Source organism: Marinitoga sp. 1137 (genome assembly GCF_001941525.1).
Lineage (GTDB): Bacteria > Thermotogota > Thermotogae > Petrotogales > Petrotogaceae > Marinitoga > Marinitoga piezophila.
On the sequence record NZ_CP009471.1, the window covers coordinates 1,457,869 to 1,479,356 of the forward strand.

At 30.2% G+C, this 21,488-nt stretch carries 18 protein-coding genes and 3 tRNA genes; 8 read left to right on the forward strand and 13 right to left on the reverse strand.

The window, feature by feature from the left end; translation table 11 throughout:
• Positions 1-6 precede the first annotated feature (6 nt).
• Entirely contained in the window at positions 7-1,677 is a 1,671-nt protein-coding gene (locus LN42_RS06990; RefSeq protein ID WP_075780628.1) for a phosphoenolpyruvate carboxykinase (ATP), read from the forward strand.
• Positions 1,678-2,832 (forward strand): MFS transporter, encoded by a 1,155-nt coding sequence (locus LN42_RS06995; protein WP_075780629.1) that lies wholly within the window; start codon positions 1,678-1,680, stop codon positions 2,830-2,832.
• Between the two features lie 52 nt (positions 2,833-2,884).
• On the opposite strand, the gene LN42_RS07000 is transcribed toward LN42_RS06995, so the two are convergent.
• Positions 2,885-4,165 (reverse strand): Glu/Leu/Phe/Val dehydrogenase, encoded by a 1,281-nt coding sequence (locus LN42_RS07000; protein ID WP_014296824.1) that lies wholly within the window; start codon positions 4,163-4,165, stop codon positions 2,885-2,887.
• 365 nt (positions 4,166-4,530) lie between these two features.
• Between LN42_RS07000 and ackA the strand changes: the two genes are divergently transcribed.
• The 3 genes from ackA (at position 4,531) to LN42_RS07015 (ending at position 9,246) form a co-directional block, all read left to right on the forward strand.
• Positions 4,531-5,751 (forward strand): acetate kinase, encoded by a 1,221-nt coding sequence (ackA, locus tag LN42_RS07005; protein ID WP_014296825.1) that lies wholly within the window; start codon positions 4,531-4,533, stop codon positions 5,749-5,751.
• 105 nt (positions 5,752-5,856) lie between these two features.
• Positions 5,857-6,540, forward strand: coding sequence for an ABC transporter ATP-binding protein (locus tag LN42_RS07010; RefSeq protein WP_014296826.1), 684 nt, complete (start codon positions 5,857-5,859; stop codon positions 6,538-6,540).
• An 18-nt stretch (positions 6,541-6,558) separates the two neighbouring features.
• On the forward strand, positions 6,559-9,246 hold the full coding sequence (locus LN42_RS07015; protein ID WP_014296827.1) for an FtsX-like permease family protein: 2,688 nt from the start codon (positions 6,559-6,561) through the stop codon (positions 9,244-9,246).
• 55 nt (positions 9,247-9,301) lie between these two features.
• On the opposite strand, the gene LN42_RS07020 is transcribed toward LN42_RS07015, so the two are convergent.
• The 3 genes from LN42_RS07020 to LN42_RS07030 are packed head-to-tail and all read right to left on the reverse strand — an operon-like array spanning position 9,302 to position 11,785.
• Positions 9,302-10,099, reverse strand: a complete 798-nt coding sequence (locus tag LN42_RS07020) for an ABC transporter permease subunit (protein ID WP_075780630.1) — start codon at positions 10,097-10,099, stop codon at positions 9,302-9,304.
• A gap of 11 nt (positions 10,100-10,110) precedes the next feature.
• A complete protein-coding gene (locus LN42_RS07025; RefSeq protein WP_075780631.1) occupies positions 10,111-10,917 on the reverse strand; it encodes an ABC transporter permease subunit in 807 nt (268 codons plus the stop codon).
• Positions 10,918-10,921: 4 nt separating this feature from the next.
• Positions 10,922-11,785 (reverse strand): ABC transporter ATP-binding protein, encoded by an 864-nt coding sequence (locus tag LN42_RS07030; RefSeq protein ID WP_014296830.1) that lies wholly within the window; start codon positions 11,783-11,785, stop codon positions 10,922-10,924.
• 271 nt (positions 11,786-12,056) lie between these two features.
• On the opposite strand from LN42_RS07030, the gene LN42_RS07035 reads away from it, so the two are divergent.
• The 3 genes from LN42_RS07035 to LN42_RS07045 all read left to right on the forward strand — a co-directional run bounded on the left by LN42_RS07035 (position 12,057) and on the right by LN42_RS07045 (position 12,325).
• Positions 12,057-12,132, forward strand: a tRNA-Lys gene (locus LN42_RS07035).
• Between the two features lie 19 nt (positions 12,133-12,151).
• Positions 12,152-12,237: transfer RNA gene (locus tag LN42_RS07040), tRNA-Leu, on the forward strand.
• A gap of 13 nt (positions 12,238-12,250) precedes the next feature.
• Positions 12,251-12,325 (forward strand) — tRNA-Gly (locus tag LN42_RS07045).
• Between the two features lie 479 nt (positions 12,326-12,804).
• Here LN42_RS07045 and LN42_RS07055 read toward each other — a convergent pair.
• The 9 genes from LN42_RS07055 to rimO all read right to left on the reverse strand — a co-directional run bounded on the left by LN42_RS07055 (position 12,805) and on the right by rimO (position 21,487).
• Positions 12,805-13,281, reverse strand: a complete 477-nt coding sequence (locus LN42_RS07055; RefSeq protein ID WP_014296831.1) for a metallophosphoesterase — start codon at positions 13,279-13,281, stop codon at positions 12,805-12,807.
• A gap of 22 nt (positions 13,282-13,303) precedes the next feature.
• Positions 13,304-14,305: a rod shape-determining protein gene (locus tag LN42_RS07060; RefSeq protein WP_014296832.1), complete on the reverse strand. Its 1,002-nt coding sequence runs from the start codon at positions 14,303-14,305 to the stop codon at positions 13,304-13,306.
• An 87-nt stretch (positions 14,306-14,392) separates the two neighbouring features.
• Complete coding sequence (locus LN42_RS07065; RefSeq protein WP_041638546.1) at positions 14,393-15,838, reverse strand: clostripain-related cysteine peptidase; 1,446 nt, start codon at positions 15,836-15,838, stop codon at positions 14,393-14,395.
• Between the two features lie 51 nt (positions 15,839-15,889).
• Positions 15,890-17,461: a ribonuclease Y gene (gene rny, locus LN42_RS07070; protein ID WP_014296834.1), complete on the reverse strand. Its 1,572-nt coding sequence runs from the start codon at positions 17,459-17,461 to the stop codon at positions 15,890-15,892.
• 1 nt (position 17,462) lies between these two features.
• Positions 17,463-17,933, reverse strand: a complete 471-nt coding sequence (locus LN42_RS07075) for a regulatory protein RecX (protein WP_014296835.1) — start codon at positions 17,931-17,933, stop codon at positions 17,463-17,465.
• On the reverse strand, positions 17,914-19,065 hold the full coding sequence (recA, locus tag LN42_RS07080) for a recombinase RecA (RefSeq protein ID WP_014296836.1): 1,152 nt from the start codon (positions 19,063-19,065) through the stop codon (positions 17,914-17,916). Before recA ends, LN42_RS07075 begins: the two co-directional genes overlap by 20 nt.
• The gene (thpR, locus tag LN42_RS07085) at positions 19,058-19,648 is read right to left on the reverse strand and encodes an RNA 2',3'-cyclic phosphodiesterase (RefSeq protein ID WP_014296837.1); all 591 of its coding nucleotides are present in this window, start codon (positions 19,646-19,648) and stop codon (positions 19,058-19,060) included. Before thpR ends, recA begins: the two co-directional genes overlap by 8 nt.
• Positions 19,635-20,186, reverse strand: coding sequence for a CDP-diacylglycerol--glycerol-3-phosphate 3-phosphatidyltransferase (pgsA, locus tag LN42_RS07090; protein WP_014296838.1), 552 nt, complete (start codon positions 20,184-20,186; stop codon positions 19,635-19,637). Before pgsA ends, thpR begins: the two co-directional genes overlap by 14 nt.
• Positions 20,183-21,487 carry a 30S ribosomal protein S12 methylthiotransferase RimO gene (gene rimO / locus LN42_RS07095; RefSeq protein ID WP_075780633.1) on the reverse strand — a complete coding sequence of 435 codons (1,305 nt, stop codon included), beginning with the start codon at positions 21,485-21,487 and terminating at the stop codon, positions 20,183-20,185. Before rimO ends, pgsA begins: the two co-directional genes overlap by 4 nt.
• Between the last annotated feature and the right edge of the window lies 1 nt (position 21,488).

The window sequence follows — 21,488 nt, forward strand, 5'->3', positions numbered from 1 at the left end:
TAGAAAGTGGCAACTAAAAACTATTTTTCACCAGAAGAAATTAACCCACAAAATCCAGTATTTTCAAGGATCAGAACAACTATTGAAACAGCTTTTTTTAGAAACAACGTGGTAAAGGTAGATTCGCCAAAAGAAGCATATAAGCTTGCTAAAAATTCTCCCGGGACAATTATAACAGATTTAAATGTTTATAAACCTGAGTTATTGGCTCTTGATGAAGGCGCCAAGATTTTAATTTTTAATGATGGAGCTGTAACAGGTAGATATGCAGCTGGTAGAAGAATTGTTGGAGAGCCAGATGTTGATGTTGAAAAATATGCAGAAATAATTAGAGAGGCTGTATATAATACAAGATTTAGAAAAATGTATCATGCAATTTCATTTACAGGTTTACATGAAGATTTTATTATAAAAAATCATCTTTTAATTCCTGAGGGGCATGAAAATATATTATATAATTGGTTATTAAACTTCCAACCATTTACAGTAGAATTCATAAAAATATATGAAAATTCCGTTGTTTTAAATGAAGGAGATGTATATATCTTTTCAGATCCAGATTGGAAACATCCAGATTTTCCTCTTGGATTATCCTTCTTTGATCCTGAACATAATTGTGCAGCAATACTTGGTATGAGATACTTTGGTGAATTTAAGAAAGGAACTTTAACATTGGGTTGGGGCATTGCAAATAGAAATGGTTACGCTTCCTGTCATGGCGGATTGAAAAAATATACTTTAAAGGATAATGAAAGTTATGTTGCAGCATTTTTTGGACTCTCAGGTTCGGGAAAATCAACATTAACTCATGCAAAGCACAATGGAAAATATGATATAACAATATTACACGATGATGCTTTTGTAATTTCAATGGCTGATGGATCATCGATATCACTTGAACCTTCATATTTTGATAAAACAGCGGATTATCCTGTAAGTTCTGAAGATAATAAATATCTTTTAACTATACAGAACTGTGGTGCAACTATAGATAATCAGGGTAGAGTAATTCCTGTTATGGAAGATATTAGAAATGGCAATGGAAGAGCTTTAAAATCAAAATTATGGTCACCCAATAGAGTATATAAAATAGATGATCCTATAAATGCTATTTTCTGGTTAATGAAGGATCCTGTATTACCACCTATTTTGAAAGTAACAGATCCTGTTCTTGCATCAACGCTTGGAGCAACTCTTGCAACAAAGAGAACATCTGCGGAGAAATTAGCTGAAGGTGTAGATCCAGATGCATTGGTATTTGAACCATATGCAAATCCATTTAGAACATATCCATTATCCGACGATTATTATAGCTTTAAAAAATTATTTGAAAAGGGAGTAGATTGCTATATTCTCAATACAGGACATTTCCTTGATAAAAAGATAACCAAGGAAGTAACCCTATCCATTATTGAAAATATTGTTGATGGAAAGGCTGAATTCAAGGAATGGGCAAATGGAATAGAGATAATGGAAATTGAAGGGTATACCCCTGATATGACAGATAAGGAATATGTGGAAAACTTTATATCTTCAATGCAGAGAAGAATAGATTTTATTAATTCAAGGGAAACAGAAAAAGGTGGAAGGGATAAATTACCTTCAGAATGTAAGGAATCAATTGAAGATATTATAAATCAATGCAGAAGAAATAAAAAGGATATATTGGAGGGATAAATGGAACCGTTAGCAATATTTATTACGTTTACTAATTTTTTTGTAAGTTTTTTTAAGTCCTATTTTAAACCATTAATTCCATTTTTTATGGAGTATTTTAATATAAATGAACCAAAAATATTTGTGATGATGGCGTCAATTTTGACGCTATCATCTTCTTTTAGCCAGATATTTTTTGGATATATTTCTGATAAATCTGAAAGAAAGTTGATATTATTGTATATATCGGTTATAGTAACCATGACACCTATCTTCTTTTTGGGATATGTCAAATCAATATGGCTATTATTTTTAATATTTTTCCTTGGGTATATGGGAAGTGCAGCACAGGAACCTTTAGGAGCAGGTATAAGTGGAACAATTGGTAAAGGGAAAAGTACTACGCTTGCAATATTTATGGTTGGTGGAACATTTGGCTATGCGCTTGGACCTGTGTTTATAACATATTTTGTTACTCATTATAATTTAAAAAATTCATTGTATATAGGATTAATAGGGATTATTTTATACACAATACTCTTTTATTTTGCTTATAATTATTTTAAATCTCATCATCATTTAAAGCCTAAAAATAAAAAAACACGATTTTTTGAGAGTTTTAAAGGTTTTAAATATATTTATCCAATATGGTTATTAACAGTGCATAGGGCATTTATCAGTATAATGTTCAGGTCATATGTACCTATAAAGTCAAGAATGCTCGGTTATGATTTAACTGTTGGAGGATTGCTTGTAACTCTTGGATTTCTTGCAGGAACATTTTCCAATTTATTAGGAGCAAAATTAGAAGAAAAAACCAATGTAAGATTTGTTAATTTATTATATTTTTCAGCGTTTTCAATACTGGTATTTTTATTTTCAACATCTACAAATATATGGGTTTTATCAATATCTTATATATTGGCAGATGCTTTTATGTTTTTAACAATGTCTGTTAATGTGCATTATGCGCAACAGTTGTTGCCAGAAAACAAGAGTTTTGCTTCTGGTGCATTAATGGGGTTTACAAGAGCTGTTGGAAATGTATTAATTACAGTATATACCTTCTTTTTTGGTAATAATGTCCCTTTTGTTTTAAATAGCTTATGGATATTTGGAATTCTGGGAATATTAATAACAATTATCTTAATTCGTCCCCAACCGGATAGTAAGTAATTAAAAAAGGCTCTTCAATTTGAAGAGCCTTTTTATTATATTTAATTTATGATCATGGATAAATTCCTCTTAATTTTGTAGCTGTAGCTACTCTTTCAATAGCAATTACATATGCAGCTGATCTCATATCTGTATTGTATTTTTCCATTGTTCTAATTGTTGACCAGAATGCATTTTTCATCTTTTTGTGTAATGCTTCTCTAACATCTTCTAATTCCCAGAAGTAGTGTTGTAATCCCTGTACCCATTCAAAGTATGATACTGTAACTCCTCCTGAGTTTGCAAGGAAGTCAGGAACAATTAATACGCCTTTTTCGTTTAATATTTCATCTGCTTCTGGTGTGATAGGTCCGTTAGCACCTTCAACGATTAATTTTGCTTTTACATCTTTTGCATTCTTTTCTGTGATTACATTTTCAATTGCAGCTGGGATTAAAATATCAACATCTAAAGTTAATAATTCGTCATTTGATATCTTTTTGAAGTTTACTTCTCCTTCGTAATCATCTAATCTTGCTTTTCTTGCTGAGATGTAATCCATAATATCTTTTATTTCTGCAGGTGTGAATCCATCTTCTTTGTAAACACCTGTTGAAGAGTCACTAAATGCAACAACTTTCATTCCTAATTCTTCAGCTGTTAATAATGCAGCGTATGAACCAACATTACCAAAACCGTGAATAGCAACTGTTAATTGATCATTTTTCTTGTTGATTTTTCCTTTTTCTCTCATGTATTCTACAGCTTCTTCAACACATACTCTAACACCTCTACCTGTTGCTTCAGTTCTACCCATTGAACCACCAATATCAAGTGGTTTTCCTGTAACAATACCAAGAACTGAATGGCCAACATTCATTGAGTATGTGTCCATGTACCAAGCCATTATTTGTGGATTTGTGTTTACGTCTGGAGCTGGAATATCTCTGTCTTCTCCAATTATAACCTGAATTTCTGAGAAGAATCTTCTTGATAATCTTTCTAATTCACCGTCTGATAATTCCTTAGGATTTACTGTAACTCCACCTTTACCTCCACCGTAAGGAATATCAACAACTGCAGCTTTCCATGTCATCCAGAATGCTAAAGCTCTAACTTCATCAAGAGTTACATCCTGGTGATATCTAATTCCACCTTTAGCAGGTCCTCTTGCGATGTTGTGCTGTACCCTGTGTCCTGTAAATACTCTTATTGAACCGTCGTCCATTTTAACCGGGAAGTTAACTGTTAATTCCCTTTTTGGTTTTGAAAGTACTGCCTGTAAATCTGGGTCTAAATCCATTACTTTACATGCTTTATCAAATTGTTTCAATGCATTATCAAATAAGCTCATGCCTGCACCCTCCTCGGAAGATAAAATAACTTACATCTTAATTTTAAATTTTTTTCTCAAATAAAACAACCTCCATAAGACTAACTTCCAGTCGTATATTACTATTTATTATTAATTACATATAAAAATCTCGTTTGATTATATAATATGAAAAAATTTTCACGAAATTTTTTTCTCAGTATTTATTCTTAGTATTTTAATATATATGTTAAAATTGAGAGTTTATTCATTGATAAATATATATTATTAGGGAGAACGTTATATTATGATACATTACATATCTTTATTTTTATAGTTTTTTTTGATATAATCTTTATGTATATTAAGAAATCATAATATACCATTCCACAAAGGAGGATTCCAGAATGAAAGTATTGGTTATAAACTCAGGTAGTTCATCTATTAAGTATCAGCTTCTTGACATGAACACAGAAGAAGTATTATCAAAAGGTTTAGTAGAAAGAATAGGTATAAACGGGTCAAGAATCGTTCATAGGATCAATGGAGAAAAGCACATTTTGGAAGAAGAAATTCCAGATCATGAAGTTGGATTAAAAAGAGTTTTAGAATTATTAACTTCTGAAAAATACGGTGTTTTAAAGGATTTAAAAGAAATAGATGCTGTTGGTCATAGGGTAGTTCACGGTGGAGAAAGATTTGCATCTTCAGTAAAAATAACAGATGAAGTTTTAAAGACTATAGAAGCTTTATCTTTCTTAGCTCCTTTACACAATCCAGCAAATATTATGGGTATAAAATCTGCAATGAAATTATTACCAGGAGTTCCACAGGTAGGAGTATTTGATACAGCATTCCATCAAAAAATGCCAGCAAAAGCTTATTTATACGCTATTCCTTATGAATATTATGAAAAATATAAAATTAGAAGATATGGTTTCCATGGAACAAGTCATAGATATGTATCCAAAAGAGCTGCAGAAATTCTTGGAAAGCCATATAATGAATTGAAGATTATAACTGTACACGTTGGAAATGGTGCTTCAGTTGCAGCTGTAAATAAGGGTGTTTCTGTAGATACATCAATGGGTTTCACTCCGTTAGAAGGTCTTGTTATGGGAACAAGAAGTGGAGATATCGATCCAGCTATTGTTGAATTTTTAGAAAAAGAAGAAGGTTTAAGTGCCAAAGAAGTTGTTAATATCTTAAATAAGAAGAGCGGTGTTTTAGGATTAACAAAAGGATTTAGCAGTGATATGAGAGATATTGAAGATAATGCAATTGAAGGAGATCCTGTATGTAGATTGGCTTTTGATGTTTATGAATATAGAATTGCAAAGTATATTGGTGCATATGCTGCAGCAATGAATGGAGTAGACGCAATTGTATTTACAGCTGGTGTAGGTGAAAATTCACCTATTATGAGAGAAGAAATTATCGAGAATTATCTTGGTTATCTTGGAATTACTATAGATAAGGAAGCTAATAATATAAGAGGAGAAGAAAAGATTATTTCAACTCCAGATTCAAAGGTTGTTGCTATGGTTGTTCCAACAAATGAAGAATTAATGATTGCAAGAGATACAAAAGAAATTATTGAAAAAGGATTAGATGAATTAAAATTATAACGAATTTTCTTTATTAACAAGAGGGAGAGATCCCTCTTGTTATTTTTTTGAAAAAGTTTTATAATTTAATTATAAATTATAAAAGATTCTTATGAGGTGATAGATATGCTAATAAAAACTGAAAATCTTACAAAGGTATATAAAAATGAGGGTATAGAAGTTCACGCGCTTAAAGGAGTTAATTTAGAAATTGCTGAGGGCGAAATGGTTTCTATTTTAGGTCCATCAGGTTCTGGAAAATCTACACTCTTAAATTGTTTATCTGGCATTGATTCGCCTACATCAGGTAAGGTGATTATAGATGGAGTTGATATAACAACTTTAAGCGATGATAGATTAACAGAATTTAGGGCAAAATATATGGGTTTTATTTTCCAGTTTTTTAATTTAATACCGGTATTAAATGCTGTTGAGAATGTAGAGCTTCCTTTATTAATTCAGGGATATAGTGAAAAAGACGCAAGAGAAGCTGCAGAAGAAATGCTTATAGAGGTTGGATTAAAGGATAGAATGAAGAATTTTCCAAATATGCTTAGTGGCGGTGAGGCCCAAAGGGTTGCAATTGCAAGAGCTCTTGTTACAAAACCCAAAATAGTCTGGGCAGATGAACCAACAGGAGCTCTTGATACTAAAACAGGAATGAATATAATGAATTTAATACAGGAATTAAATGAAAAAAACAATCAAACTTTTGTTATTGTTACGCATGATCCAAGAATTACAGAATATACACAGAAAACATTTGAAATGGATAGTGGAATTTTAAGATTAAAATCATCTAATGATTAAAACAGGTGGTGTTTATATATGAAGAAGCATATTCTAAAGATTTCATTTAGAAATATTTTTAGGGTAAAAAAAGAGGCCTTTTTAATGATTTTAGGTTCTATGATAGGTATGGCTTTTATTATTGGGTCTTTGGGAATTAATGATTCATTTAAAAATTATATTTATAAAAGTGTGGAATTATATTTTGGAGAAATAGATGAGGTGTTGGTATCAAAAGGTACAATGGAGTATTCTGAAATAAAGCCATTTCTTTTAGAGCTGGAAGAAAAAAATTTAATTGATGGTAATATTCCCATAGTTTTTAAATTGTATTCTGTTGCTAAAAAGGGGTCTATTCGTAGATTAAAGGTGTCAGATATATATCAGGCAAGTGTTATAGGTATGGATTATAACTTATTAAAAAATTTTGGAACAGATAAAATAAATGTTCCGGAGTCATTATTAGATTTAAAGGGTTATAATGCAGTGCTAACAAAAAAACTTGCTCAAAAGCTGAAGGTGAATGTTGGTGATGAAATAGAAATAATTACCGGATCAACAGCTGCTAATTTGCTGTTTCCTAAAATTTTTAAAGTTGTTGAGATTATAGATTCCAGAGGAGTTTTAAATTATAGAGGACTTGAAGCAAATAATGGAGCAGGTACTATTTTTATTCCTCTTAAAACTATACGTTCCTTTACCGGGATACCTGAAGGAAAGTATCACCAGATACTTATTTCAAATAAAGGAGATTATATTCAGGGGAATAAATTAACAAATCAAGTAGAAAAAATATATAATGAAATGAATATAAAGGCTGATTTTATTCCTGTAAAAGATAACCAGATAAGAGCGGTGGATCAAGGAGGAGTTTCATATATTTTCCTTGCTTTAAGTTTATTTGCTATTGTTTCAGGTGGTATATTAATAATTAATATGTATTCAATGCTTGTTGCAGAGAGAAAGAAAGAACTTGGAATGTTAAGAGCAATTGGATTTAAAAGAAAGGAAATACGTTTAATAATTTTTTATGAAAGTTTATTTTATACGCTTTTGTCAATTCCATTTGGTATTTTTACAGGAATAGTTATTTCGGAATTTACCTTTTCAAAGGTTACATCACTTTTTAAATCGCTTTCTAATTTTGAGAATATAATAGGTGAAGTTCCATTATTAGATGCTTATTATATTTCGATGTATTCTATATTCATTGGTGTTATTGTGGGTGTAATAATCCCATTAACAATAACATATTTGTATTCATATTCTGTTGGAAGATTGAATATAGTAAATGCGATTAAAGATATTCCAGAAAATAAAAAAGAAAAGGGTATATTTAAATATAGACGTATAATAGGAAATATATTTGCTTTACTTTTATTTATATTTGCTCTCTATTTAAAGATAGAAAATTTTCTTTCATTGGGTATAAAGATATTTTCAATTCTTGTAGCTTCAATATTGTTTATCACTTTTAATTTAAAGCTTATAGAAAAGTTCCTTTTAAACATTATAAAATTAAAGGGTAAGTTTGTTCCAATATTAAAGATATCATTTTCCTATCCAATGAGAAATTCAAAAAGAACAGGTGCAATTATTGCATTATATAGTATGGTTATATTTATAATAACAATTTTAACAATAATTCCTTATATTCATTCTGAAAATCTTAGAAACTCTCGTGATGCATTATTTGCAGGTTTTGATGGAGTTGTTGTTGAAATGCCAACAGCAATAGTTATAAATAAATTAACAAAAGAGGATTTACAGGAACTTCCTGGAGTTAAAAATGTAGGTGAATTTTACTTCATACGCGCATTAAATAATTCAAAACAGGAATATGCACTTGTATTTGGTTCAAAGGAATTTTTTCTAAATAATAAACTTAAAATAAAAGAAACAATAGATGAATTTAAGGGATTATCAAATGAAGAGGTCTGGAATTTAGTTTATAATAATCCAGATTATGCAATTTTACCTGAGAGATTAATTGATCCGAAAAGCGGTTATGATTTTGAATTGGGTAAAGAATTTACCGGCCATATAACAAGTGCAACATTTGGTTTTGGAAAGACATCAAGTGCAACAATAACATATAAGGTTATTGGAATTACCTCTAAAATAAGTGAATCATTGGCTATGGGACCAATATTGAGTATTAAAAATCCATATCTTGAAAAGTTCAAAAAATCTGCTGTACATGGATTTTTCTTTTCTTTAGACAATCCATCATATAAAGATTCTGTGGAACAATATTTAAAAAAGAAAAATCAATTTTATATATTTGTTGATGATATAATGAATCTTGGATTAAAGGCAACTCAGGGTATGGTAGATATATTTAATTCATTTTTGTATTTTGGGTTAATGGTTGGAATTATTGGTGTTTCAATAACCATGATGAAAGCGGTAAATGAAAGAAAAAGGATTATAGGTATGCTAAAAGCTATAGGATTTACCAGAAATATGATATTTATGACCTTTTTTGTGGAAGCTACAGTAACTATAATGTTAGGGCTTTTAATTGGAATATTTTCAGGAACATTTGCAAGTTATCTTATATACTTAAAACTTTATGAAAATACAGGAATTGCATTTGCTGTGCCATATTCAAAATTACTTTATACAACGCTGATATTCTATTTAATTTCAATAATAGCAGTATATTCTCCTTCAAAGGCAGCATCGAAACTATCTCCAAATGAAGCCATGAGAGCTATTGAATAAATTAATTAAAAAGTGGAAGGATTCATCCTTCCACTTTTTATTATTATAATAACATTTAAATGGATATGTCTTTTTTTTCAAAAATATACTGCCCTGTGAATATTAAGCCAATACTAATTATTATTATAATTAGCGAATTGAATAAATAAATTTTTCCTGTTGCCACTGTAGAATTAGAAGAGATATATTTAAAGACGCTAAAGTATCGTATCCAATTAATTGATTCCATTACATTTCCAAGCATATCGCCTATAAGCATAAATACAAATATTCCCATGGTAATTGAAATAGGCATAAAATTCCTCTGATATATTACAGAAAGCATTGCTGTAATAGAACCAAAGAAAACCTCTGTTACAAAGAGATATAATGCAAAAGAAGAAAGGATTTTAACATCATATGGATAATGAACATAAATTTTAAAGAGAATTAATATACTTATCCAGAAAATCATGGCAAAAATCAGATAAATCAAGAATAGCGCATAAACTTTTTTCTGATACAACTGTTTTCTATTTATAGGTTTTATTAATATATATTCAATAGTCTTTTTTTCAAATTCATGTGCAAATATTGAAGCGGCCGTCATTATTGAAAATATTGCGGTAAATATCTCTGCCATCATCATAATTTTTACATTAAAAAATCCCTGTGGTGTAAATAAAGAATCTATATTATCCGTAAATGCTTTTAACATAAATTTTGGCATCATATTTATAAATTCCTTTAAACTCTGAGAATCATTTAATACATAATCTATAAAAGGTGCTATCATCCACGCAAATGAAATTAATACAATAGCCCATATTATTAAACTTTTAAGGTTAGAGTGTATTTCCTTTTTTATAATCATATTCTCATCTCCTACGCTAAAGAAATATCTTCTTTATTGAACCATAAAGCGGAAACTATTAATAAAACAATACTTAAGAGAATAATAAATATCCCGTTTTGATAATAAACAGTATTATTTTTTACTGTAGCAACAAGCGGAATGTATTTAAATACACTGATATAACTTAAAAAAGATAAACCTTTTATATCTTCAAGCAATGTATAACCAAAATACATAAGGAATAAAATTCCCATTGCAATGGAATTTACCAGAGACCCTTTTTTTATTGTGAAAGAAAGAAATAATGTAAAAGAAATAAAGAATATTTCAACAACATATGTATAAAAACCAAAGCCATATAATATTTCAACGTTATAATTAGAAGCAACAAAAAATTTAAACATCCATACTATCGTTACTGTGAAGATTGCAGCTATAACAGTAATATTAAAAAACATAACCAATAATTTGCTAAAAAAAATCTTAATTCTTGAATATGGTTTTATTAATAAATATTCAATTGTACCGTTATCGAATTCACCGGCAAAACTTTTTGATACAAGCATAATTGAATAAACTGCAGCAAAAATAAAAACTATGGCCATACCTTCTGAACCAAAAAAACCTTCTGGTTTCAAAAACATTTCCATATCTGATATATTAAAAGCTTTTAAAAATGTTCTGGGTATGGAATTAAAAAATCTGCTTATAACATCTGATTTTTCAGTCATTTTATCAGTAAAGGGTATATATAATCCAGAAAATAAAATAAATATAATATTCCATATAATTAACCCTTTAAAAGTATCCTTAAATTCTTTTTTTATTAATCCCATAATATCACTCCCCGTAAAAATCAAGGAATATATCTTCAAGATCCGGATTCTTAATTTCCATATCTTTAAAATCATAATTTAAAAGCACTTTTAAAAAGTCCTTAAGCTCCACTGTTTTTACATAAAAATTAATTTTTTCACTGTTTTGCTTTTCATATTTAAATCTTTTCAAATTATCATCTAATTTTATATCCCAAACAGTTATTATTTTCTTCGAAATATCCTTTAATCCTTCTATTGTTCCCGATTTTATAACCGTTCCATCCTTTATCATTGTAAATCTGTCGCATAGTTTTTCCACTTCAGATAAAATATGAGATGAAAAGAGAATAACAGCACCATTTTCTTTATGTTTTTTTATTAAAGAATAAAATCTCTGCTGGATAAGCGGGTCCAATCCGCTGGTTGGTTCATCAAGAATTAAATATTTCGGTTTATGCACAAGAGCCTGTAAAATCGCTATCTTTTTCTTATTACCAAGTGAAAGGTTTTTAATTTTTTTGTTTACATCTATATTCAGTGTTTCTATTATTTCTTTTTCATAATTAATATCAATGTTTTTATAAAATGATCTATTAAATTCAAGAAATTCCTTTACCCTCATATCGCCATAAAAATTTACCTCACCAGGAATATAACCTAAGTTCTCTTTTATTTTATCAATCTCAAAGGGAACTTTCTTATCTTCAATAAAAGCTTCTCCGCTGTCCGGGGTTAAAAATCCTGTTAGAATTCTTATTGTTGTTGTTTTACCTGCACCGTTTGGCCCTATAAGTCCCAATATTTCCCCTTCTTTAATTTCAAAATCAACCTTTTCAATACCTCTATTTTTTCCATAATACTTTTTAAGTCCATGGACCTTAATCATCTTCATGCCCCCTTTTTAACCAATATAATTTTATTTTTGATGTTTATAATTTCACAATAATTACAGCAAAAATCAGACCAACCGGTCGGTATTTATATACTACACCTTTTAGATTACACAAATTTGACAGTATGAATAAAAATTTAAAAAAGTCAATATATATCAATTCACACGGTATTTTCACAATGTTTTTCATACCTTAAACAAAAAACACTTTTCTTAACTTGACAAATTGAAAAAAATAATATATAATAATACTCGGATTGAGCGTGACCCGCTAGCTCAGGCGGTAGAGCACTTGACTTTTAATCAAGGGGCCCTGGGTTCGAGTCCCAGGCGGGTCACCAGTTTTTTATACCTGCCAACGCGCGAGTGGCGGAATTGGCAGACGCGCTGGACTTAGAATCCAGTGGGATTTACCCGTGTGGGTTCAAGTCCCACCTCGCGCACCAAACATATACTCAAGCGGAAATAGCTCAGTGGTAGAGCACCTGCTTGCCAAGCAGGGGGTCGCGGGTTCGAATCCCGTTTTCCGCTCCATACAAAAAGCTCCCAGATGGGAGCTTTTTTGTTATTACCTTATTTATTTTCTAATATTTCTTCTTTTTTATTTCTTTTCGGGAATTTTCAAGTTTTCGCTCACATTATTCTAACTATTTTCTTCTATATAAATAAAAAGATGAATGAATGCTTAAAGAGTGTTCTGTTAGATGTAATGAGAAAAAAGAAAAATAATGTGAATGAAAACGAAGAATTTCCCGCAGCGGTGATGACAGGATAGTTGGAAAAAATAAAAGCGAGTGAAGGCTCGCAGAGTGTCCAAGGTAAAATTACAAACGATTGAAAAAATAAAAGTGAATGAATACTTTCAAAGATAAATTTCGAGGATCAGCAACCAAGTCGTTTGAGGGAGTTTTTATTTTTCTCAATCAACACCAATTCTATTTAATTAAAAGAAAATGATATTAAGGATATTAATTAAAGATATAAAAAATTGTGGCATAATCGCCACAATTTTTTTATATCTCCATTATATTTACTTCTCCGTCCTTTGGATCAACAAGCGCCACTGTTGCCCTTCCTGTAAGCCATCCTGAGGCTTCTCCTGGATTTACGATTACACTTTTTCCAGTTACTCGATGAACAATTTCATGCGTATGTCCAAAGAATATGAAGTCATATAACCCACTTTTTTCAGCTGCTTCAAGAGCAAAAGGTTCATGCATCATCATAATTTTTTTACCTTCAACTTCAATAATTCTTGGTCCAGGTAATATTCTGCCATTTGAACGTTCAGAAAGTAATAATTTTTCACCGTCATTATTTCCAAAAACGCCATAAAATTCTATATTTTCTTTTATTATATATGGCAGAATAAATGGTGCTACAAAATCTCCGCAATGAAATACAGCGGTTATATTTTCTCTTTCTATTATCTTTTCTATTTCTTTCATTTTATGCATGTTATCATGTGTATCAGAGACTACCAACCACATATCCTCACCCCTTATATTTTCATTAAATTACAGCAACCTTTGATAATAATTCCGGATTTTCAAGTAGTATACCTGCCCCTCTTGCAACACATAGTTGAGGTTCTTCAGCTACATTTGTGGTAACACCTGTTTTTTCTTCAAATAATTGAGCTAAACCTCTTAATTTGGCAACACCACCTGCTAAATATATTCCATTTTTTAATATATCTGCTGATAATTCTGGAGGAGTAATTTCTAAGACATTTTTTGTTTTTTGAATTATATCATTTAAAACATCTTCTATGGCTTCATATATATCATCGGAGTTTATAACTCTTGAAGATGGCATACCTGTAGCCAGATCCTGTCCTCTTACTTCTAATTCAAGTGTTTCAATATCTCTGTGTGCTTTACCTATTTCTTTTTTTAGATATTCTGCTGTGGATTCGCCAATTAAGAATTTGTATTTTCTTTTTACATATTTTATTATTTCCTGATCCATTATTTCTCCTGCGAATTTTATTGATTCCGAAACAACGCTACCGCTAAGACTGATTACTGCTATATCGGTTGTTCCGCCGCCAATATCAACTATTAAATGTCCATTTGGCTTGGTAATATCCAATCCAATTCCAATTGCAGCAATAATAGGTTCTAAAACAAGATAAGCTTTGTTTGCTCCAACTTTTTCTGCAGCATCTTTTACAGCTCTTCTTTCAACGTCTGTAGTACGTGCTGGAATACCTATAACGAGGTTTGGTTTAGAAGGGAAAAAACCTGTTTTAGCCTGTTTTATAAAATATCTTAATAACTGTTCAATTAATGATGGATATGCAATTACTCCATCCTGCATAGGTCTTATTATTTCAATACCATATGGTGTTTTACCAACCATTGCTTTTACTTCACTGCCAAAACCAGTAATGGTATTTGTTAATTTGTCAACAGCCACTACTGAAGGTTCATTTATTATAACTCCTTCATTTTTTTTGTATACTATAAATGTTGCTGTACCAAGGTCTATTCCTAAATCATGTTTTGCCATGTTTTTTTCCTCCTGCATTTTTATCTTTTCTTATATTATATTCTTTTTCCACATATGATATTATATCATATTTAAAGGGTTATATTGTTAATCTGCGTTTTCCAGAATAATAGCTTTCCATGTTGTTTCTATCCAGTTTTTATAGTTGGTGTAGAAATCCAGAGCTTTATAATCATCATAAAGGCTTTTATTAAATATATCTTCAAACATCATTCCTATTCCACTGTAATTATTCAATATATTTCCATTTATTTTTACAATAGAATTTATAATAGCATTATTTATATAATTTGATAAAGTTTCATTATCTATTTTAAGTTTAATAATATCAATCATGTCTGTTGGTTCTGAAACATATGCACTGTCGGAGTTTTTATATAAGAATTGTGTATCGGATATGTTGTTTGTATATTCCAATTTGTCCCATATATTTTTAAATTCATTTAGATTTACTGCGCTCAGTGATATGTATTTTAATGGATATATTGAGGAATAATAATATCTGTAGTTTTCTATTAAATTATATAATAGTGAATATTCCAGATTATTTAAATCTAAATCATGAAAAAAATTATAATAAAATCCAAATGCTGCAATAGAATATACAGAACCCACGAAATAATCGGTTAAATCTCTAAATTCATACATAATTTCCAGACTCATCATATTACATGCATCAAAAAGAAGCATGTTTATTTTTTGATTATAGGTGTTTTTGTATTTTTTTAGTACATTTTGTATGTTTTTGATTTTAAGATATGAACCATTATCATCAACAATTAATTTTGGTTTTATTGCTTCATTTTTTAATGTTTTTGATTCATCTTTCCATCCATTTCCGTGATCCCATATGTCAAGTATTTTTATTATATTAGAATCTTTTATGGTAAAATCATTTATAAATTTATATAGAGTATCTTCTGATGCTGAAGATAATTCTTTTTCATATCCAAAATTTTCTGTTGAAAATTTCAGTTCTTTGTAACCATTAAAATTGGTTATGAAAAGGAAATAATCATCTATATTTTGTCTGTCTGCTAATATTATGGTTACAATTGGAGTTGTAGATTTTTTTATGGAATTTCTAATTTCATTAATATCATAATTGAAGAAATAATCGAGATTATTTGTTAGCGGATCTTTGTAATCTTCTGAATTGCCTATATAGTCAAGATTGTTATCAGCTCCACCGTAAAGGAGAAAAACTATTTTTGGTTTTATCACATTTATATTATTGATATAATGTCTATTTGATTCACTTTCATAGAATTCCACTTTAATATTGCTATTGACTATATATGGAAGCTTTAAAGAAAGGATTGGATTTCCTTCATATTTGTATATTAATTTTCCATTTGAATCATAAATATAGATTTTTTCTATTTTTCTTGTAAAAGTGAGACTTAAAGGATATCCAGCAATATACTCTTTTTCTGTTAGCGGAGAATCTTTCTGGAAAAAAACGCATGAGTTTAATGTAAGTAATAATAATATATATATAAGAATATTTGTTATCTGGGGTTTGTATTTCAAAATTAACACCTCTAATCTATTAAATGGCGGCAAAAATTGCCGCCATTTAATTTATGATGCGTAGGATACGCTTCTTTTTTCTCGAATAACAGTAACTTTTATAACTCCAGGATATTCCATTGTTTCTTCGATTTTAGCTGAAATATCCCTTGCAAGTTTATCTGCAAGAGCATCATCAATTTTATCAGGTTGAACAATAACTCTTAGTTCTCTACCAGCCTGAATAGCATAAGCTTTATCCACATGTCTAAATTCTTTTGCAATTTCTTCTAGTTGTTCAATTCTTCTAATATAGTTTTCAAGTGTTTCTCTTCTTGCACCTGGTCTTGCAGCTGATACAGCGTCTGCAGCACCAACAATTACAGCTTCAGGTGTCATAGGATCAACTTCATTGTGGTGATATTGTATTGCATTAACTACTTCTAATTTTTCATTATATCTTTTTGCAATCTGGCCACCTACTATAGCATGTGACCCTTCAACTTCGTGGTCTATTGCCTTTCCAATATCGTGTAACAATGCTGCTCTTTTAGCTAATTCAACATTAAGTCCCAATTCTGCTGCCATTAATCCTGCGAAGTTTGCAACTTCAATTGAGTGTTCAAGAACATCCTGACCATAACTTGTTCTGAATTTTAATCTTCCCAAAAGTTTTACCAATTCTGGATGTAATGGTTTAATGCCAACTCTCATTACAGCTTCTTTACCAGCTTCTTTTATTATATCTTCCAATTCTTTCTTTGTTTTTTCATATACTTCTTCAATTCTTGCTGGATGAATTCTTCCATCTACAACAAGTGCTTCAAGCGTTCTTTTTGCTATTTCTCTTCTTAATGGATTAAATCCTGATATTACAACTACTTCTGGTGTATCATCAATAATTAAATCACAGCCTGTCATTTTTTCAAATGCCCTTATATTTCTACCTTCTCTACCTATAATTCTACCTTTCATATCATCGGTTGGTAATGAAACTGTAGATGTTGTAATTTCAGATGTTACATCGGAAGCGTATCTTTGAACTGCTATGCTAACTACCCACTGAGCATGTTTCTTTGCATCTTCTTCATATTCTTCTTTCATTGCCTTATATGTTTGAGCAAGTTCTAATTCATATTTTTCTTTTGCTTCATTAAGCACCTTTTCTCTTGCTTCTTCCATTGTTAAATTCGCTATTTCATATAATTTTGTTTCAAGTTCTTCCTTTAGCTTTGAGATTTCTTCTTTTTCTGAGTCTAATCTATTTTTTAATTCTTCAAGGTTTTGCTCTTTTCTGTCAATCATTTCTTCTCTTCTGATTAAACGCTCTTCCATTGATTTTAATTCTTCTTTTTCTAATTTTATTTCTCTGTTGAATTCTTCTTTCATTTTTTGAATTTCTTCTTTACTTTCAATGAGAGCTGATTTTACTATGTTGTCTGCTTCTTTTTGTGCATTTCTTATTATTTCATCTTTTTCTCTCTTAGCTATTTCAATTTCCATTTTTAACTGTTCTTTTTCAGATTTTAATTTTTCAAGAAACTCTTTATTTCCTTTTTCTAAACCTTTTGTCATACCTGTTTTATATGCTACAAATACCAAAATTACCAATATAACGATTAACGTATATAACAACGTTACCATATTATTCACCTCCATCTTCTGCCAAAACTTCTTCTATTTGATAAATTTCAAATCCTCTTTTATACAAATACTCTTTTATCTTTCTTGAATCTTTTCCCAATCTTTTTTGTTTTTTCACTATCTCACGAATTATTTCTTTCAAATTTATTTCTTCCAATACTTTTTGTAAAGCTTTATATATAATCTCTTCTTCTATATGATATTTTGAAATTAATTCCATTTTCAATAAAAATGGTCCTTTGTAATTAAAGGTGATTTTATCATATAGATAATAATATGCAAATAGCTCATCATTAATCATATCAAAGCGTTTGAGCTTTTCTATTACCTCGTCAACGGTTTCTTTATAAAAACCTGTTTCGAGCAGTCTTTTTCTTAATTCATATTCTGATCTTGCTCGATACTTTAATAAGCTAATGGCCTTTTTTTCTGCCTGCATAATATCTGTAGGATCAATCTTCTTTTTCTTCATTATTTGTAATTTCTTCTCCTTCTGCTTCTTCTAAGGTGTTAGATGGATTTTCCACTTTTTCTTTTAAATCATCTGGAATTGGTAAATCCATTTCTTTTCTTATTCGATATTCAATTTCATCAAGTAAATAGGAATTTTCTTTTAAATAATCAAGAGATTTTATTTTACCCTGTCCCAGACTAATTTCATTGCCATTTAAATCTGTATAGGAGAACCATGCTCCACTTCTTTTTACGATATCATGATTTACAGCAATGTTGAAAATATCATTGATTTTTGCTAACCCCTGGCCATAGATCATATCAACCTTTGCTTCTTTAAATGGCGGAGCCACTTTGTTTTTTACAACTTTGATGTTTACTTCGTTACCATATGCATCTTTACCTTCTCTTAATGTGGTACCTTTTCTTACTTCCATTCTTATTGTTGAATAGAATTTAAGAGCTACACCACCTGCTGTTGTTTCCGGATTTCCATAGGCTACACCAATTTTCATACGTGTCTGGTTAATAAAAATAACTATAGTTTTTGACTTATTAACGCTTCCAGCAAGTTTTCTCAATGCCTGAGACATTAATCTTGCCTGAAGCCCGACGTGTGAATCTCCCATATTACCTTCTATTTCTGCCCTTGGAACCAAAGCAGCAACAGAGTCTATAACAACAAGATCAACGATATTTGAACGAACAATGCTATCTACTATTTCAAGTGCCTGTTCTCCAAAATCTGGTTGAGAAAGAATCAAAGTGTTAGGATCAACTCCTAACTTTTTTGCATATTCAAGATCAAGAGCGTGTTCAGCATCAATAAATGCTGCTATACCGCCTCTTCTCTGAACTTCAGCAATTGAATGAAGAGCAAGGGTTGTTTTACCACTTGATTCATTACCGTATATTTCGATAATTCTTCCTCTTGGATATCCACCAACACCTAAAGCAATATCAACAGATAATACACCTGTTGGAACTATATCCAGCTTTCTTTCATCTTCCAGACCTTTTCCCAGGATCATTATAGAACCCTGACCATAATTTTTTTCTAACTCTTTAACGAGTTTATCGAGCATTTCTTCTTTATTTACGCCTTTGTTTGAACTGACACTGCTCTTTTTATTTGATGCCTTTTTAGCCATTAATAATCAAACCTCCCTCAAAATCGATGGTGTACAACCTCTTATATATGGGTCCCTTTTTGGTTAATGTTGAAGAATATATACCAACAGAACTTACTGGAACCAGAACTCTTTCTACAGGTAATACCGCTATGAGCTTTTCCCAGAATTCTGGTGCCTTTTTTATTCTACCGACTGTAAGATGTGGATGGAATTGTTCTTCACTTTCAGAAACATGAATACCTGATAATTTTAAGGATTTTATAACCTCATTGTGTAACTGTTTTAGAGTATTTCCACCGTCTACTCCCAGCCATACAACACGTGGAAAATTCCTGTTTTTAAAATATCCAACCCTATTAACTTCAAATGCAAATGTTGGAAATCCGGTTATTCTTTCTTCCATTCTTTTTGCGATTTCTGCTATTTTTGTGATATGAGTATCTCCAAGGAAATATAGGGTTAAATGAATATTTTCGGGTTTTGTCCAGTTTCCCTTAAACCCCATTCTTTCCAATCTTACAATTGTATCTCTCAATATATCCTGAATACTTTGATTTACTTCTATTGCTATAAATGTTCTGATTTTTTTATTTCTGTCCATTTTCCTCCCCCTTAAATCCTGCTATGTTTTTTACCAGATAATTATATCCCGAAAAGATGGAAAAGAAAGCTGTAATCCATATTAAAAATGTATTTATACTATTTAAAAATGAAAACTGAACGCTTAAGTATAATGAACCAATTAAGATAGTCTGAGAAAAGGTTTTTAATTTTCCCCACATATCTGCAGCCACTACAATATTTTTATTTGCCAGAAACATTCTCAATCCACTAATGAAAATATCGCGAACTATAATAATAGCCACAAACCAACCTGGAATTAAATGAATATCCAGAAAGGCTATAAACAAAGCATTTATTAATATTTTATCCGCTATCTGATCCATAAATTTTCCAAAATCACTAACAAGATTATATTTTCTCGCAATATATCCATCTAATAAATCTGTTAAAGATACTAATATATACACAAAAAAAGCTATTATATAGAGATTTTTGTCATATGTAATCATAAACATTGGAATTGTTGCTATTATTCGTATAAAGGTTAATATGTTTGGAACAGTCCAGAGATTCATACTGTAAAGCCCTCCATATCATATTCAAATGTATTGGTTATTTCAACTTCGACAAAATCTCCAATTTTTATTTCTCTGTTTGAGGATACAAATATATTTCCATCAATTTCAGGTGCATCCATATATGTTCTTCCAACATATACATTATCCTCTAATTCTTCTATTAACACTTTTAATTTCTTTCCTTCAAATTGTTCTAATTTTTCCAGTGAGATTTCTTTTTGCAATTCCATAAGTTCTTCAAGTCTTATTTCTTTTGTTTTTTCATTAACTTTTTTATCAAAGGCATATGAAGGTGTCCCTTCTTCATCATAATATGTAAAGGCTCCAAGTCTATCAAATTCCATTTCATCAACAAATTGAATTAATTTTTCAAAATCCTCATCCGTTTCACCAGGAAAACCCACTATAAATGTTGTTCTTATTATGCTATCTGAATTTTTTCTTATTTTTTGTATAATTTCTTTTAATTGTTCAACCGTTCTTATTCTTCCCATGCGTTTTAAAACATTATTTGAACCATGTTGCAAAGGAATATCAAAATAATTTACAACTTTATCCAGTTGATGTATAGTATTTATAATTTCATCATTGATGAAATCTGGATGTAAATACATAACCCTAATCCAGAAATCACCTTCTATTTCGTTAAGCGCTTTTAAAAGCTCTGGTAAAGCCTGTTTTTTATATAAATCCACACCATATAATGTATTATCCTGGGATACAAGTACTATTTCTTTTATTCCTTTACTTATGAGGAATTTTGCTTCATTTACGATATCTTCTATTTCCCTGCTTGAAGGATTCCCCTTAAAATATGGTATAGAACAAAAAGCGCATTTTCTATTACATCCATCTGCTATTTTTATATATGCATATGGTTTATCTGGAATAACTCTAAAATCACATGAATATACATCATATGGCTGTTCTAATTTAAAATAAAAATTACCTTTATCTATATTTTCAGCAATTAACGAAGGCGGAACAACACCTATAAGACCATCTACTTCTTTTAATTCTTTTTTTAAGTCTTCATAATATCTTTCAATAAGACAGCCAATAGGAATGACCTTTAAATCCGGATTTTCTTCTTTTAATGCAACAAGATTAAATATTTCATTTATAGATTCTTCTTTTGCAGGTTCTATAAATCCACATGTATCTATTATTGCTATATCCGCCTTTAGCGGATTATCTATTATTTCATATTCTCGTTTTATAAATTCTCCCTTTAAAACATCCATATCTGCCTCATTTTTGGGGCAGCCAAGTGTTAAAATATATATTTTTTTGCTCATA

Excerpts from the sequence above, each read along its gene's own strand:
- LN42_RS06995 (WP_075780629.1), top strand. The coding sequence starts at position 1,678 with ATGGAACCGTTAGCAATATTTATTACGTTTACTAATTTTTTTGTAAGT.
- LN42_RS07000 (WP_014296824.1), bottom strand. The coding sequence starts at position 4,165 with ATGAGCTTATTTGATAATGCATTGAAACAATTTGATAAAGCATGTAAA.
- ackA (WP_014296825.1), top strand. The coding sequence starts at position 4,531 with ATGAAAGTATTGGTTATAAACTCAGGTAGTTCATCTATTAAGTATCAG.
- LN42_RS07010 (WP_014296826.1), top strand. The coding sequence starts at position 5,857 with ATGCTAATAAAAACTGAAAATCTTACAAAGGTATATAAAAATGAGGGT.
- LN42_RS07015 (WP_014296827.1), top strand. The coding sequence starts at position 6,559 with ATGAAGAAGCATATTCTAAAGATTTCATTTAGAAATATTTTTAGGGTA.
- LN42_RS07020 (WP_075780630.1), bottom strand. The coding sequence starts at position 10,099 with ATGATTATAAAAAAGGAAATACACTCTAACCTTAAAAGTTTAATAATA.
- LN42_RS07025 (WP_075780631.1), bottom strand. The coding sequence starts at position 10,917 with ATGGGATTAATAAAAAAAGAATTTAAGGATACTTTTAAAGGGTTAATT.
- LN42_RS07030 (WP_014296830.1), bottom strand. The coding sequence starts at position 11,785 with ATGATTAAGGTCCATGGACTTAAAAAGTATTATGGAAAAAATAGAGGT.
- LN42_RS07055 (WP_014296831.1), bottom strand. The coding sequence starts at position 13,281 with ATGTGGTTGGTAGTCTCTGATACACATGATAACATGCATAAAATGAAA.
- LN42_RS07060 (WP_014296832.1), bottom strand. The coding sequence starts at position 14,305 with ATGGCAAAACATGATTTAGGAATAGACCTTGGTACAGCAACATTTATA.
- rny (WP_014296834.1), bottom strand. The coding sequence starts at position 17,461 with ATGGTAACGTTGTTATATACGTTAATCGTTATATTGGTAATTTTGGTA.
- LN42_RS07075 (WP_014296835.1), bottom strand. The coding sequence starts at position 17,933 with ATGAAGAAAAAGAAGATTGATCCTACAGATATTATGCAGGCAGAAAAA.
- recA (WP_014296836.1), bottom strand. The coding sequence starts at position 19,065 with ATGGCTAAAAAGGCATCAAATAAAAAGAGCAGTGTCAGTTCAAACAAA.
- thpR (WP_014296837.1), bottom strand. The coding sequence starts at position 19,648 with ATGGACAGAAATAAAAAAATCAGAACATTTATAGCAATAGAAGTAAAT.
- pgsA (WP_014296838.1), bottom strand. The coding sequence starts at position 20,186 with ATGAATCTCTGGACTGTTCCAAACATATTAACCTTTATACGAATAATA.
- rimO (WP_075780633.1), bottom strand. The coding sequence starts at position 21,487 with ATGAGCAAAAAAATATATATTTTAACACTTGGCTGCCCCAAAAATGAG.